The 13016-nt window shown below is 71.9% G+C and carries 11 protein-coding genes; 6 read left to right on the top strand and 5 right to left on the bottom strand.

Features of this window, described 5'->3' with window-relative positions; genetic code table 11:
- Nucleotides 1-92 precede the first annotated feature (92 nt).
- Nucleotides 93-1997 (top strand): DUF2264 domain-containing protein, encoded by a 1905-nt coding sequence (locus DQ384_RS33820; protein WP_245966962.1) that lies wholly within the window; start codon nt 93-95, stop codon nt 1995-1997.
- 413 nt (nt 1998-2410) lie between these two features.
- Nucleotides 2411-4096 (top strand): penicillin-binding transpeptidase domain-containing protein, encoded by a 1686-nt coding sequence (locus tag DQ384_RS33815; protein ID WP_114032936.1) that lies wholly within the window; start codon nt 2411-2413, stop codon nt 4094-4096.
- Between the two features lie 166 nt (nt 4097-4262).
- Here DQ384_RS33815 and DQ384_RS33810 read toward each other — a convergent pair whose 3' ends face one another.
- On the bottom strand, nt 4263-4787 hold the full coding sequence (locus DQ384_RS33810; RefSeq protein ID WP_114032935.1) for an SRPBCC family protein: 525 nt from the start codon (nt 4785-4787) through the stop codon (nt 4263-4265).
- 156 nt (nt 4788-4943) lie between these two features.
- Nucleotides 4944-5687 carry an alpha/beta fold hydrolase gene (locus DQ384_RS33805; RefSeq protein WP_114032934.1) on the bottom strand — a complete coding sequence of 248 codons (744 nt, stop codon included), beginning with the start codon at nt 5685-5687 and terminating at the stop codon, nt 4944-4946.
- A 256-nt stretch (nt 5688-5943) separates the two neighbouring features.
- On the opposite strand from DQ384_RS33805, the gene DQ384_RS33800 reads away from it, so the two are divergent.
- The gene (locus DQ384_RS33800; protein ID WP_114032969.1) at nt 5944-6171 is read left to right on the top strand and encodes a DUF3072 domain-containing protein; all 228 of its coding nucleotides are present in this window, start codon (nt 5944-5946) and stop codon (nt 6169-6171) included.
- 131 nt (nt 6172-6302) lie between these two features.
- Here DQ384_RS33800 and DQ384_RS33795 read toward each other — a convergent pair whose 3' ends face one another.
- Entirely contained in the window at nt 6303-6911 is a 609-nt protein-coding gene (locus DQ384_RS33795; protein ID WP_114032933.1) for a dihydrofolate reductase family protein, read from the bottom strand.
- Between the two features lie 229 nt (nt 6912-7140).
- Between DQ384_RS33795 and DQ384_RS33790 the strand changes: the two genes are divergently transcribed.
- Both DQ384_RS33790 and DQ384_RS33785 read left to right on the top strand, forming a co-directional pair.
- Nucleotides 7141-7560 carry a hypothetical protein gene (locus DQ384_RS33790; protein ID WP_114032932.1) on the top strand — a complete coding sequence of 140 codons (420 nt, stop codon included), beginning with the start codon at nt 7141-7143 and terminating at the stop codon, nt 7558-7560.
- Nucleotides 7557-7862, top strand: coding sequence for a winged helix-turn-helix domain-containing protein (locus tag DQ384_RS33785; RefSeq protein ID WP_114032931.1), 306 nt, complete (start codon nt 7557-7559; stop codon nt 7860-7862). Before DQ384_RS33790 ends, DQ384_RS33785 begins: the two co-directional genes overlap by 4 nt.
- Before the next feature lie 183 nt (nt 7863-8045).
- Here the strand turns inward: DQ384_RS33785 and DQ384_RS33780 are convergent, their stop codons facing one another.
- The gene (locus DQ384_RS33780; protein ID WP_114032930.1) at nt 8046-8933 is read right to left on the bottom strand and encodes a DUF1996 domain-containing protein; all 888 of its coding nucleotides are present in this window, start codon (nt 8931-8933) and stop codon (nt 8046-8048) included.
- A gap of 521 nt (nt 8934-9454) precedes the next feature.
- Nucleotides 9455-11734, bottom strand: a complete 2280-nt coding sequence (locus tag DQ384_RS33775; protein WP_220183281.1) for an RICIN domain-containing protein — start codon at nt 11732-11734, stop codon at nt 9455-9457.
- 406 nt (nt 11735-12140) lie between these two features.
- On the opposite strand from DQ384_RS33775, the gene DQ384_RS33770 reads away from it, so the two are divergent.
- Nucleotides 12141-13013: a glycerophosphodiester phosphodiesterase gene (locus DQ384_RS33770; protein ID WP_114032929.1), complete on the top strand. Its 873-nt coding sequence runs from the start codon at nt 12141-12143 to the stop codon at nt 13011-13013.
- Nucleotides 13014-13016: the final 3 nt, after the last annotated feature.

Here is a 13016-nt window from a genome sequence, read left to right as displayed (position 1 = left end):
AATATTGAACTAAGCATTGACATGGATGGGCGTTATCGCCAACCCTCGGTCTGCAACGCACTCGACGTCCCCTTGAGATGGAGAACGATCGGATGGAGCGGATCCGTCCCGCCGTCCCCCGCGACCGTGAGGACGTGCGCCGGCTCGTGCGCGCGCTGACGGACCCGCTGATCCCCCACTTCACCCCCGGCGGCGCCCGGGTGCGCCTCGGCGTCAACGCCGCCCACCACGGAGACACCGCCGCAGAGCTGGAGTCCTTCGCCCGCCCGCTGTGGGGGCTGGTCCCCCTGGCCGCGGGCGGCGGCGCGTTCGAGCACTGGGAACTGTGGCGCCGCGGGCTCGCGGCCGGCACCGACCCCGGGCACGCCGAGTTCTGGGGCCCGGTGACCGGCGTCGACCAGAGGCTGGTCGAGACCGCGGCCATCGGCCTGGCGCTCGCCCTGGCCCCCGAGGCCGTCTGGGACCCGCTGACCGGACGGGAACGCGACGGGCTGCGCGCCTGGCTGCTGCACGCCATGCGGGCCGAGACGCCCGACAACAACTGGCGGTTCTTCCCCGTCATGATCGGGCTCGGCCTGGACCGCGTCGGCGTCGCGTACGACCGCGCCGCCACCACCGCCCACCTGGACCGGCTGGAGACCTTCTCGCTCGGCGGCGGCTGGTACGGCGACGGGCCCACCGCCCAGCGCGACTACTACATCCCCTTCGCGATGCACTACTACGGGCTGATCTACGCCACGCTCGCCGGCGACCGCGACGCCGCCCGCGCCGACCGGCTCAGGGAGCGGGCCGCCGCCTTCGCCCTGGACTTCCGGCACTGGTTCACCTCGGGCGGCGCCGCCGTGCCGTTCGGGCGCAGCCTCATCTACCGGTTCGCGCAGGGCGCGTTCTGGGGGGCGCTGGCCTTCTCCGGCGTCGAGGCGCTGGCGTGGGGGGAGGTGAAGGGCCATCTCATGCGCCACCTGCGCTGGTGGATGGAGCGGCCGATCCGCGACCCGTCCGGCCTGCTCACCCTCGGCTACGGGTACGCCCAGCCGGCGCTCACCGAGCAGTACAACGGCCCCGGCTCCCCGTACTGGGCGTTCAAGACCTTCCTGCCGCTCGCGCTGCCGGAGGACCACCCGTTCTGGACGTCCGGCGAGAAGGACGCCCCGCCGCTTCCCGAGGTCAGCACCCAGCCCGAGGCGGGCGTGGCGCTGATGCGCTGCGAGGAGGGACGGCACGTCGTCATGCTCAGCGCCCGGCAGCACCACACGTGGGTGCGCAACGGCGCCGCCAAGTACGCCAAGTTCGCCTACTCGACGGCGTTCGGGTTCAGCGTGCCGAGCGGCTCGTGGGGGCTCGAACAGGCCGCGCTGGACAGCACGCTGGCGCTCAGCGAGGACGGCGTCCACTGGCTTCCGTGCGAGGTCCCCGACGGCGCGGCCGTGGGCGAAGGGCTGCTGCACGCGCGGTGGCAGCCCTGGCCTGACGTCGAAGCCGAGACGTGGCTGATCGCGCGCCCCCCGTGGCACGTGCGGGTGCACCGGATCGTCAGCGGGCGGCGGCTCACCTCGGCCGAGGGAGGGTTCGCGGTGGACCGCGACCCGGAGTTCCTGCGCTCCGGCGCCGGGGCGGGCCACGCCCGCGTCCACTCCCCCGCCGGGACCTGCCTGGTCGAGGACCTCACCGGCGAACGGGAGGGACGGCTCGTCCAGACCCTGCCCGGCACGAACGTCATCGCCCCGCGCACGGTGATCCCCACGCTGGTGGGCACGCACGCGCCGGGCGAGCACGTGCTGGCCTGCGCGGTGCTGGGGGTGGCCCCGGAGCCCGGCCGGGAGGCGTCGGCGGTGGTGGCGTGGCCGGTCCCTCCCTCCTGGAAGACCGTGACGGCGTCGCTCGCCGGTGACCCGGCTCCCGAGGTCGCGCGGCTGCTCGCCGCGCTCGCCACACTCGGCGGCGCCCCGGCCGGTGCGCGCCCGCGCCTCGACGGTCACCGGCGGGACACCGTCTGAGGCGGGCCCGTCCCTTCGCACACCGTGGCCCGCCGCCTTACCCCCCCGGAAATGGACGCCGGGCCGTGCCACCGCGCCACGCGCGGTATTTCCCACCGTCGGCGAATATCGGCATAAGCCGAAAAGCGCCATACGGCGCTCTCGAATGGAAGGTGACGGCGATATGGCGGCGACGCCGTCCCGTACACGTGGGCGGTCCGGAATGCGCGCCCACGCAGGGGCCGCCGGTCACGTACGGGACGCCGGGGCGCACCCTCGGTGACCGTTTTTCTCACGCGTCTTCGGGATGTTCACCGCGAATACATCCAGGGCCCATGCGCCGCCAGAACCAACGTGCCGCTCAGGTCATCTCATTTATTATTGATCGCCACGAGAACGGCTGACAATCGATGAGAAACCGGCGGAGTGACGGCATGCGAAACAGATGGCCGCTGGCCATGGTGGCCGCGGTGATCATGATCGTCCTCTTCGGCCTCTACATGCTGGTGACCGGCCCGCGGTCACCGACCGCGTCGGCCGTCGACCTCACCCTGCCGGCGTCCCCGACCACCTCGCCCACCGCGACGAGCGACCCGCCGCCCGCGGCGTCCACCCCGCCGGAATCGGCGCCCGCGGTCCCCTCGTCGTTCCCCTCGACGCCGGCCGTTCCGTCCCAGCCGCCCGCAGTCGTGCCCCCGACCTCGGCCCCGGCCGTCGCGCGGCCCGGCGACCCGGGGCCGGTCGCGGAGCGCTACTTCGCCGCCTGGCGGCTCGGCGACTTCCCCGCCATGGCCTCCCTGGTCGCCGATCCACCCCCGGACTTCGCCGACCGCCACCGGCGCTTCACGGCCGAGCTGCGGATCGCGTCCGTGTCCCTCTCCCCCGGCCCGCTCACCCGTCCGGGGGCCGACACCGCCGAGGTGGCCTTCCAGGGGGTCCGCCAGGTGACGGGGCTCGGCCCGTGGCCGTTCTCCTCGGTGCTGCGCCTGGCCGTGCGCGGCGGCGCCTGGAAGGTGCTGTGGTCGCCCGAGACGCTGCACCCCGCGCTGAAGGACGGCGGGAGCCTGCGTCTGGATGAGACCAAGGTCAAGCGGCCGGGGGCGCTGACGAAGGACGGCAAGCCGTTCCCGTCCGGCAGCAGGGCGGGTGACCACTTCCCCGGGCTGGACGCCACCTTCACCGAGCTCAAGCTGAGGGAGCAGCCCTCGGGCAAGGTCCTGCTGGCCTCGCAGCCACCGTCCACCGCGCAGACCCGGACGACGATCTCCGGGCCCGTGCAGGAGGCCGCCGCACGGGCGCTGGACGGCGTGGCGCGGCCCGCGGCGCTGGTGGCGGTGGACGTGGCGAGCGGCGAGGTGCGCGCGGTGGCGGACACCCTGGGCGGCAAGGGGGCGTTCAACGGCCTGTATCCCCCCGGATCGGCGTTCAAGGTGGTCACCGCGGCCGCGCTGCTGCGCTCGGGCCTCGCCCCGGACGCCCAGGTGCCCTGCCCGGGTGCTTACACGATCCCGAACGCGCGCCGTTTCACCAACGACGGCGGCGCCGACCACGGCGTCGTCTCCCTGACCACGGCCTTCGCCCTGTCGTGCAACACCACGTTCGTGCAGCAGTCCTACGAGCGGCTGCGCGACGACCGGCTGCGCGCGGAGGCCGCCGACCGGTTCGGCTTCCGCGAGAAGCCGGGGCTGAGCTCCTGCCGGATCAGCCCGTCCCGGGACATGAACGAGCTGGGCGCCGACGCCATCGGGCAGAACTCGGTGCGGGCCAGCCCGCTGTGCATGGCGGAGGTCGCGGCGGCCGTCGCCGGCGGCACGTGGCGGCAGGCGGTCGTCACGCCCGGCGCCTCGGCGGGCTCGCCTCCGGTGCCGCTGGACGAGGGCGTCGCCGCGAGCCTGCGGACGATGATGGAGTCCGTGGTCACGCGGGGCACCGCCGCCCAGGCCGGGCTGCCTCCGGGCACCGCCGGCAAGACGGGCACCGCCGAGGTCGCCGGCGGCGCCACCCACGCCTGGTTCATCGGCTACCGCGACGGCCTGGCCTTCGCCGTCCTCGTCCAGAACGGCGGCGTCGGCGGCAAGGTGGCGGCGCCGATCGCGGCGAGGTTCCTCAAGGCGCTGTGACGAAGGGCCCGGGATGAAGGCGATGAAGACACCGTGACGCGCGAGGCCCGCCGGGAGACCCCCGGCGGGCCGGACATGGCAGCGGCCCTGCCTGGCCGCGGGACGGCGGGACGGCACGTCCGCCGCGGCGGGGCAGGGCTGCCCGAGTGGAGGCGGTGCGGAGAGATCAGTGCTGGGGGGCGGGAATGTGGTCGCGCGTCATGGCGTCGAGGGTTTCCACCATGTGGGCGCGGAGCTCGCCGAGGCGTCCGTTGAGGATCACGGAGGCGCGATCGGGGTTCATGGCGATCATGTCGCGGATGCCGCTGTGCCCGGCGCCGTGCTCGAAGCTGTGGCGGACCACCGTCTGGTCCGGCGACTCGCCCGGCGTCAGCTCGTAGCGCCAGCGCGACGAGGGCGCGTCCGGGTCGCCCTTGGGGTCGAGCACCTCCCAGGCGAACGTCTGCGGCGGCTCCACCTCGGTGACCTGGCAGGTCACCGTCCACTCCATGTCCTGCCTCCGGTTGCGCGCCTGGAAGCGCGTGCCCGCCTTCGGCGCGGCGTCGCCGTCGAGCCAGTTGCCGAAGCGGCACTCCGGGCTCCAGTCGCCGATGCGCGGCACGGACGTGATGAGCTCCCAGAGCTTCTCCCGGGGAAGGTCGACCGTGACCTCCAGGTCCACCCGCGCTCCGGTGACGCCGTAATCCTCCATGCAGGCCTCCGTGTCTCGTGGCACCGGGGCGCGGTGCCGTGCAGCGTCGATCGATCCCCTATGGAGTATCAGTCCGGGCACCGGGCGTGTTTCCCGTGCCCGGCCCGATAGGGGTGTGTCTGGGGTCGAGTGGCCGTACGGCGGCGTCGGCGAAGGTCAGGACCCGCCGGCGGGCGGGCGCGGGGCGGCGTGTCCGGTGCGGTAGGCCTCCAGGCGTTCCGCCAGTTCCTTGGGGCGGGCCAGGGCAGGGAGGTGGCCGCCGTCCATCTCGTCGGGGACGATGCCGAGGCGGTCACGGACGACGCGGCGCAGGAACGGGGCCGGGAAGAAGCGGTCGTCGCGGCAGAGCAGGAAGCGCGTCGGCACGGCGGGCCAGGCGGCGAGCGGCCACGGGGCCTCGAACGGCGTGCCCGACTGGCCCGGGGACTTCCTGGACAGCAGTTCCTCGACGACTGCGGGCGGCACGTCGTGCAGGAACGTGGCCATCTCGTCGAACCGGTCCACCGGCAGCCCCTCGCGCTCGTTCAGCTCGCGCTGAGCCCGGGTCTGCCCGGTGTTGTTCCACCATTCGCCGGCCGACTCCCCGGGCGCGGGCACCATGGCCGCCACCATCACGAGCAGGTCCACCGGGACGCGTTCGCACACCAGCGGCGCGGTGAACCCGGCGAGCGACTGCGCGACCAGGACGAGCCCGCCGTGGCCGGCGGAGTCCGCGCGGCCGGCGTGGGCGCGGATCGCCTCCGTCACCGTGTCCGCGTACTCCGGGAAACCGGCCGAATCATCGCCGCACGGCAGGTCGGGCGTCACGACGTCGTGGCCCCGCGCCCGCAGCTCGGGAACGACCAGGTGCCAGTACCAGGAATCGGATGCGGCGCCGTGGATCAGTACATAGGTCGCCATGGCGGGTGCTCCTCCAGGTGCGGCCCGGCGGCACCGGGCGGGCGCGTGTCCCGGCGTTACCGCGCGCGTCCGTCACCGGGTCGCGGACGCCGTTCGAATCCGTTCGAGCCCCAAGGTAGCAGCGCGCCGCTCCCCCTGGGGCCCGCCGCGTCGCCCACCCCGCCCCGTCCGGCCGGGAGCGCGGGCGTCTTTTACCGAACCCGGTGGTTACGAAGGGAACGCAGGGGCAGAACGGGTGTTCGAGGAAGGGAGCGACATGAGCCAAGGACCCGTGGACGGCGACGTGAGCCGTGGACCCGTGCAGAAGGACCCGGAGGACTGGGCCACCGGAGACGAGCCGATGACCGCGCCGCAGGAGTCGTACCTGCACACGCTGGCCAGGGAGGCGGGGCGCGAGGTCCCGGAGGGCCTGAGCAAGGCCGAGGCCTCCAAGCTCATCGACGAACTGCAGGAGGAGAGCACCCGCCTGCGGCAGGGCTCCTGAAGACGCGAGCGCCGGGCCGCCGGTGACGATCCCGGCCGGGCCCGGCGCGCGGTCAGCCGAGCGCCCCCTGCGGGAACGCTCTCGGCGAACGCCCCCGTGCGGCGAGCGCCCCCGTGCGGCGGACGCGCCGATCAGGCGGCGTCGCCCTCCGGGGCCGGAGGGGCCGGCCGGTAGATGTGGACCACGGCGCCGGTGCTGGTCTTCTTGGTCTCGACCAGGCTCAGGGTGGCGAGGCCGTCGCCGCCCTCGAACAGGCGCTTGCCCTTGCCGAGGAAGACAGGGAAGAACCACAGGCGGTACTCGTCGACCAGCCCGTGCTCGATCAGCATGCGGGCGAGGACCCCGCTGCCGTGCACCTGCAGCTCGTTGCCCGGCTCGTTCTTGAGCCGGATGATCTCCTCGACGAAGTTCCCCTTGAGGATGGTCGTCCCGGCCCAGTCCGCGGTGTCCAGCGTCTCCGACACGACGTACTTCGGGCACTTGTTCAGCTGCGTCGACGCCGGGTCGCTGTCGTCGACGACGTTCGGCCAGTGGGCGGCGAAGATCTGGTAGGTCTTGCGCCCGAACAGGAAGGCGTCGGCCTCCTTGAACGACTCGCCGATGAACGTCCCCATGTCCTCGTCGGCATGGGGGATCAGCCAGCCGCCGAGCTCGAAGCCGCCCTCGCGGTCCTCGTCGGGCTGCCCCGGAGCCTGCATGACCCCGTCCAGCGACAGAAATGCCGTCAACGTCAATTTCATAGCTCGCTCCCCTCCACACCACCTAGAACTGCCGCAATCGTCCCCTCGGCGGAGCGTGCTTGTATACGCGCGGGATTGCGCACTTGCCCATGGTCCACACCGCGGCTCACACGGTGGCGATCGCGGGGTCGCTCATGCTCGGCCTTCCGGTCCGCGAGGAATCTACTTTCCAAACCGGCAAGTAGTTGTCTACTCTGGAGTCCACACGACCGGACGGGAAGGTGAGGTCATGCCGGAAGAGGACCACCTGAGTGCCACGCAGGCGCTGGCACGGGCCGAGGTGCTGGACGGCCTCGTGCGCCGCCGCGCGCGGTGGTACGCCCGCTACCTGCTGATCATGGGCGCCATGGCGTTCGTGTCGACGTTCGCGATCGGGCTGTTCCCTGGGCCCGCGGGAGCGGCCGTCTCCGCCGTCCTCGCGTGCGCGGTCGCGGGGTGCCTGGTCGTCTACGCGCTGCGCCAGCCGGTGAACCGGCGCGGGCTCGCCGTCCACCACGGCGTGGTCCACGGGCTGTGGGTGATCCTGTACCTGATCGTCCTCACCCTCGGCCTCAACCGGTTCGGCGGCTCCCTGGCGTGGTGGCTGCTCGGGGCGTTCGTGGTCGCCCTGCCCCACCTGATCGGGGGCCTGCTGGAGGCGCGGCGATGAGCCATCCCCGTCACCAGATCGACGACGTCATCCACTCGCCGGTGCGGTTCGCCGTCATGGCGACGCTCGCCGCCGCCGACAAGGCCGAGTTCGCCTACGTCCGCGACACCGTCGAGGTGACCGACTCCACGTTGTCCAAGCAGGTCGCCACACTGGAGAACGCCGGCTACGTCCAGGTCACCAAGGGCTACGTCGGCAAGCGCCCCCGCACCTGGCTGAGCCTGACCAAGGAGGGCCGGGCGGCCTTCGCGGCGCACTGCGCCGCCCTGCGCGCGATCGCCGACTCCGTGCCGACGCTGTGACGCCTCCCGGCGCGGGAGCGGAGGCCGGGAGGCGTCGAGGCGGAGGCCGGCAAGGCCGGGGAACCCCGGGAAAAGGGGAAGGGCCGGGGGCGAGGAGTCGGTTCGGCGTACCTTCTCCCCGCCCCCGGGCCCGAGCGGGGGGCGGCACCTCCCCCGCCGTCGGCCCGTCCTGAGGGGACAGACTCAGGAGGGTCGACCGTCTGGGCCACACTTGATGATCGGGCGGATGCAGTCGTTCACACGGCGGGCGAGCTCGGCCACGGGCCAGGCGTTGAAGAAGTCGCCGTGCATCGTGAACCCGGCTCCCGACGCCAGCCGGAAGTGCGACGGGTCACCGTCGACCGGGTAGCGCAGCACCTGGCGCAGCTTGGGCACCGGGACCGGGTGGGAGGCCGGGCAGTCGCCGTTGACCGGGTAGGCCATGTGGCTCTTGTGGTCCGCCGAGTCCAGGTCCCTGCCGTTCCAGCACTGCGGGAAGTCCAGGTAGGACTCCAGCATCTTGCCGGGCGGGCAGTTCACGAAGTCCTTACCCGGGGGAACCTCGCCGGCGTGCAGGCAGGACCAGCGCGAGATGGTCGTCGCGTCCGGCGCGGTCGCCTTGGCGTTGCCGGCCACGATGCGCAGTCCGAACGGGAAGGGCTGGATGCGCGCGGTCACGTCGGGACGCACGCCCTCGCCCAGGTAGTAGAAGGACGTGATGACGGGCTCCACCGGGACGTTGTCCTTGTAGAGGGTGGGCACCCAGTACGCGGACTTGTCGACGGCGGGGTTGCAGTTGCTGTTGGCGTTGGTGAGGCTCTGCACCGTCGAGTTGGCGTTGGTGCTGGTGCTGCCGAAGAAGCTGTGCATGTGGGACGCGCCCGGCAGACCCGGGAAGATGATCGGGTCGTCGGGCAGGCGGTGACTGAAGGGACAGTCGGCCAGGAACTCGGCCACCTTCACCACGGCGGAGGCGGGCTGGCTGGTGACGGCGACGAGCGTCGAGCTGACGAGGCTCAGCAGGGCGCCGGCCATGAGGGCGATGCGCAGTCGGGGACGTCGGATACGGGGCGGGGGGAGGGCCCGATCCATGGGACTCCTTCGGGTTGTCCACGGGCCCCGCGCGGCTCACGCCAGGGCGGGAGAGGCGGGGCCCGTGCCGGTCGGAACTCGGGGAGCGCTCTCTCACCGTGAGCGTGCCCTTTGTCCACGCCTTCTGTCAAGAGTCTATTTAACTCTTTTGAAACCTCCCGCGCATCGCCCGGCCGCCGGGCACGTTCCAACGCGCCAATCCCCCGCGCGCGCCACGACACAGGACCAGCGGCTCTGAACTGCGGTTATTCATCGGCCCTGCCCGTTGTGGCATTTCGGTCCCCAGGACGGTCGTCTATTCCCGTTCACGCGCACGTCTTCTCGGGCGGTGTCGATCGTGCGGCCTCCGAAACGGAAATCCTTCCGAGGGAGCGCGTTCTTCATGATCGAAGTACTGCGACACCTGCACGGCCGCCACAAACGCCTCCGGCGGCTCTCCAGACGCGAAAGCACATCGGCCCGTGCGCGCCGCCAGGAAAGGCGCGCACGGGCCGATGCCGGAGGAAAGGGACCGCGGGGAGTTACGGGTAGGACACCAGGTTGGCGACGTTCGTCGTGGAGTTGGAAGGCCCGCCGGTGTTGTTGATGACGTTCCTGATCGTCCCCGTGCCGCCGAGGGACACGGTCACCATGCTGTGGAACCGCACGTTCGGCGTGTTGGGCACCTCGAACGAGTGCGCCTCGACCACGCTCGGGTTCACGTTGAAGTAGCAGTAGCTGCCGAGCCCCCACGCCTCGTGCGAGGTGACCGAGTTCGCCACCTTGTACGCGGCGTAGCCCTGCGTGGCGCCGTTCATCCACGCCGCCTGGTTCGGCGGGTCGTAGGGCAGCTCGTTCTGGAAGAAGTACGTCCGCCCGCCGTTGCCGTTCCAGATGACCTGGTACTGCTGGTAGTGCTCGACGAACAGGCCGTACATGGTCACGTTGGCCCCGTTGACGACCAGGCCCGTGGCGGCGGTGTTGGAGTTCCACCCCACGCCGCTGCCGTGGTCGGCCCGCCACAGCCACATGTGGTCGCCGATGACGTTGGAGCTGTTGACGACCAGGCTCTGCGCGGCCTTGCCCACGCCCGCGCCGCCGATGCGGAAGAACATGTCGTGCAGCGAGATCGGGTTGGCGGCGTGGCTCGCCGACGAGCCGGCCGGTCCGACCTGCATCAGCGTCGCCGAGCTGGTGGTGCCGGCGTCGATGAGCAGCCCGGCCACCTTGACCCCGTCGACGTCGGCCACCGAGACCGCGGTGACGCCGTTGTCGGGGATGATCGTGGCCAGGCCGAGGCCGAGGACGACGGTGTCGGCCCGGTTCACCCGGATGGTGTCGTTGACGTGGTAGACGCCGGGGGTGAACAGCAGGTTCTTGCCCTGGGCCAGCGCGGCGTTGATGTCGGCGGCCGTGTTGCCGGGCTTGACGATGAAGAACTGGTCGATCGGGATCGAGGTCCCGGCGGGCGCGCCGCCGGCCCAGGTCGTCCCCGAGGAGTTGTTGCGCAGCGCGGGCACGAACACCTGGTAGGCGCCGGCCTGGTCCACGTACAGGAACGGCTTCTCACGGACGACCGGAGCCGTGCCCACCGTGGTGTACGGCGGGTTCGGGAAGCTGTTGCCGGGCGCGCCCTGGACGCCGACGAAGACCATGTTCCAGTTGGAGCCGGTCCAGCTCCCCCACTGCGCGTTGCGCGACAGCCACTGCTGCTGCGAGCCGGAGCGCACCTGACCGTCGATCTTGGAGTCGGCGATGAACCCGCCGCTCGACCAGCCGCCGTCGTCGAGCTGCAGGTTGCCGCGCACGTGCATGCGGCGGTACGGCGCCGCCTGCGACACCGCCCAGCGGTCGGTGCCGGACGGCGGGGTGACCGACAGGTTCTCGGCCCCGCGCCAGAAGTTCTGCGTGGCGTTGCCCTGGAACCAGTCCGCCTCGACGTGCACGCCGCCGTTGATGGTGACGTTGTCCGGGGAGAGGCCGAGGCCCAGCACCTGGGTGTAGAAGCCCACGTTGACGTCGACGTTGTAGGTGCCGGGCTTGAACAGCAGCGCGAACCGGTTGCCGCCGAACTGGTTGGTCTGCTGCTGGGAGAAGACCGAGTTCAGCCTGCTCTGGATGGTCGAGGCGGACATCGACGGGTCGAAGACGCTGACGTTCGGGCCGAGGTCGGGGCCGCCGCCGGGCGGAGGAGTGCTGGTACCCATGGTGAAGGATTGTGCCGCCGTTCCGTTGCAGGTGTACTGCTGGAGCTGGACGCTGTCGGCGGTCGAGGCGGCGGGCACGTCGAGGCACTTGCCGCTGTTGCGGTTCACGAAGTGGTACGACCCGCCGGCCTCCTCGACGGGCTGCCACTGCTGGTTGTTGCCGCCGGTGTAGTTCCACAGCTGGACGGGCGCGGCGTCGGCGGTGGAGACGTTGGTGACGTCCCAGGCCTGGGCGGCGTTGAGGTTGGTGTTGACGCGGTAGTACCCGCCGCTGGTGGCCTGGAACTGCCACAGCTGGGCGGCGCTGCCGTTGCACGCGTACTGCTGCACGGCCGTGCCGTTGGCGGAGGCGGCGGCGCGGGCGTCCACGCACTTGCCGCTGTTCTTGCTGACGACGGTGGTCCAGCCGGTGGGCGGGGCGAGGGCGGCGGCGCGCGCGGACGCGGCGGCCGTCGTCCCGCTCGTCGCCGCCGTCGCCTCCGTTGTGGCCGCGCCGGCGGGCGGCGCCGTCAGCAGGGCGAGGGCGGCGAGCAGCGCCGGCACGGGCACCAGCCGGCGAAGGCGACGGGGGCGACGGGGCCGGGGGTGGCCGTCGCGGGGAAACGGAAAAGTCACGAAACCTCTCCTTACGGTCGGGCATGAGGCGGCCGCTGCCGTGAAAAGGCGAGCGGATCACCGCCCGGCGCCGTCCGGGCGAGGTGGTGCGGCGGCGCCCGGCGCACGGCGCGGCATGCTGTCCCATACCGGCCATGGCCAGGTACGGCCACCGAGGGGACGGTATTACTGTAAAGTTTCTTTGTCAATAACCACCCGCCCTACCTGCGACAAAGCCTGAGGCGGGTAGTGGCGCTCGTGCGACCGGCGGCGCCGGCGCGTCACGATCCCGGGCATATAGGGCGTACCTGCGAGCGACAAATACTCATTTATCCGGCACCAAAGGGTTACCCAACCATCAACTGACGGTCGCGCCCAGGGGTCAGATTCAAGGTGCGGAGATGCCGCGCCAAGCCCGGGGAGACGCATGTTCCGACGACTCGGCCTCATCGTCACGACCACCCTGACCGCGCTCGCCACCACCACGATCATCACGACGACCCCCGCGTCCCCGGCCGCCGCCCACACCGGCGGCCCCACCACGACCCCGGCGGCCGTCGCCGACGTCGCCCACCGCGGGGCGTCCAAGGAGGCGCCGGAGAACACCATCGCGGCCTTCCGGCTCGCCGCGCGGCGGCACGCCGACATGTTCGAGCTGGACGTCCAGGAGACCAGGGACCACAGGCTGGTCGTGATGCACGACACGACCCTGGCCCGCACCACCGACGCCGAGCGGGTCCTCCCCGGCCGCGCGCCCTGGCGGGTCCGCGACCTCACGCTCGCCCAGGTCAAGAGACTCGACGCGGGCTCGTGGTTCTCGCAGAAGTACCGGGGCGAGCGGGTGCCCACGCTCGGCGAGACGCTGGACGCCCTCGGCGGCAGCGGGATCGGCATGCTGCTGGAGGTCAAGGCGCCGCATCTGTACCCCGGCATCGAGGCGCGCGTCGCCCGCGAGCTGCGGCGCCACCCGGCGTGGCTGCGTCCGGGCCGCCTGGTCGTCCAGTCGTTCGACTGGAACTCCATGCGCCGCTTCCACCGCGTCATGCCCGAGGTCCCGGTCGGCCTGCTCGGCACGCCGGCCCCCGCGCGGCTGCCGGAGCTCGCGAAGTTCGCCCGCCAGATCAACCCGCCGTACCACCACCTCACCGCCCGGTACGTCCGCGACGTCCACCGCCTCGGCATGCAGGTCTACACCTGGACCGTCGACAGCCGGACGGCCGCGCGCCGCCTGATCTCCTACCGGGTGGACGGAATCCTCACCAACAGGCCCGGCAGGCTGCGGAAACTCATCCGGGAGTGACCG

The organism is Sphaerisporangium album, from assembly GCF_003323745.1.
In the GTDB taxonomy this organism is placed as follows: Bacteria; Actinomycetota; Actinomycetes; order Streptosporangiales; family Streptosporangiaceae; genus Sphaerisporangium; species Sphaerisporangium album.
Note: the sequence above shows the minus strand (reverse complement) of the source record. Positions and strands in the feature narration are given on the sequence as shown.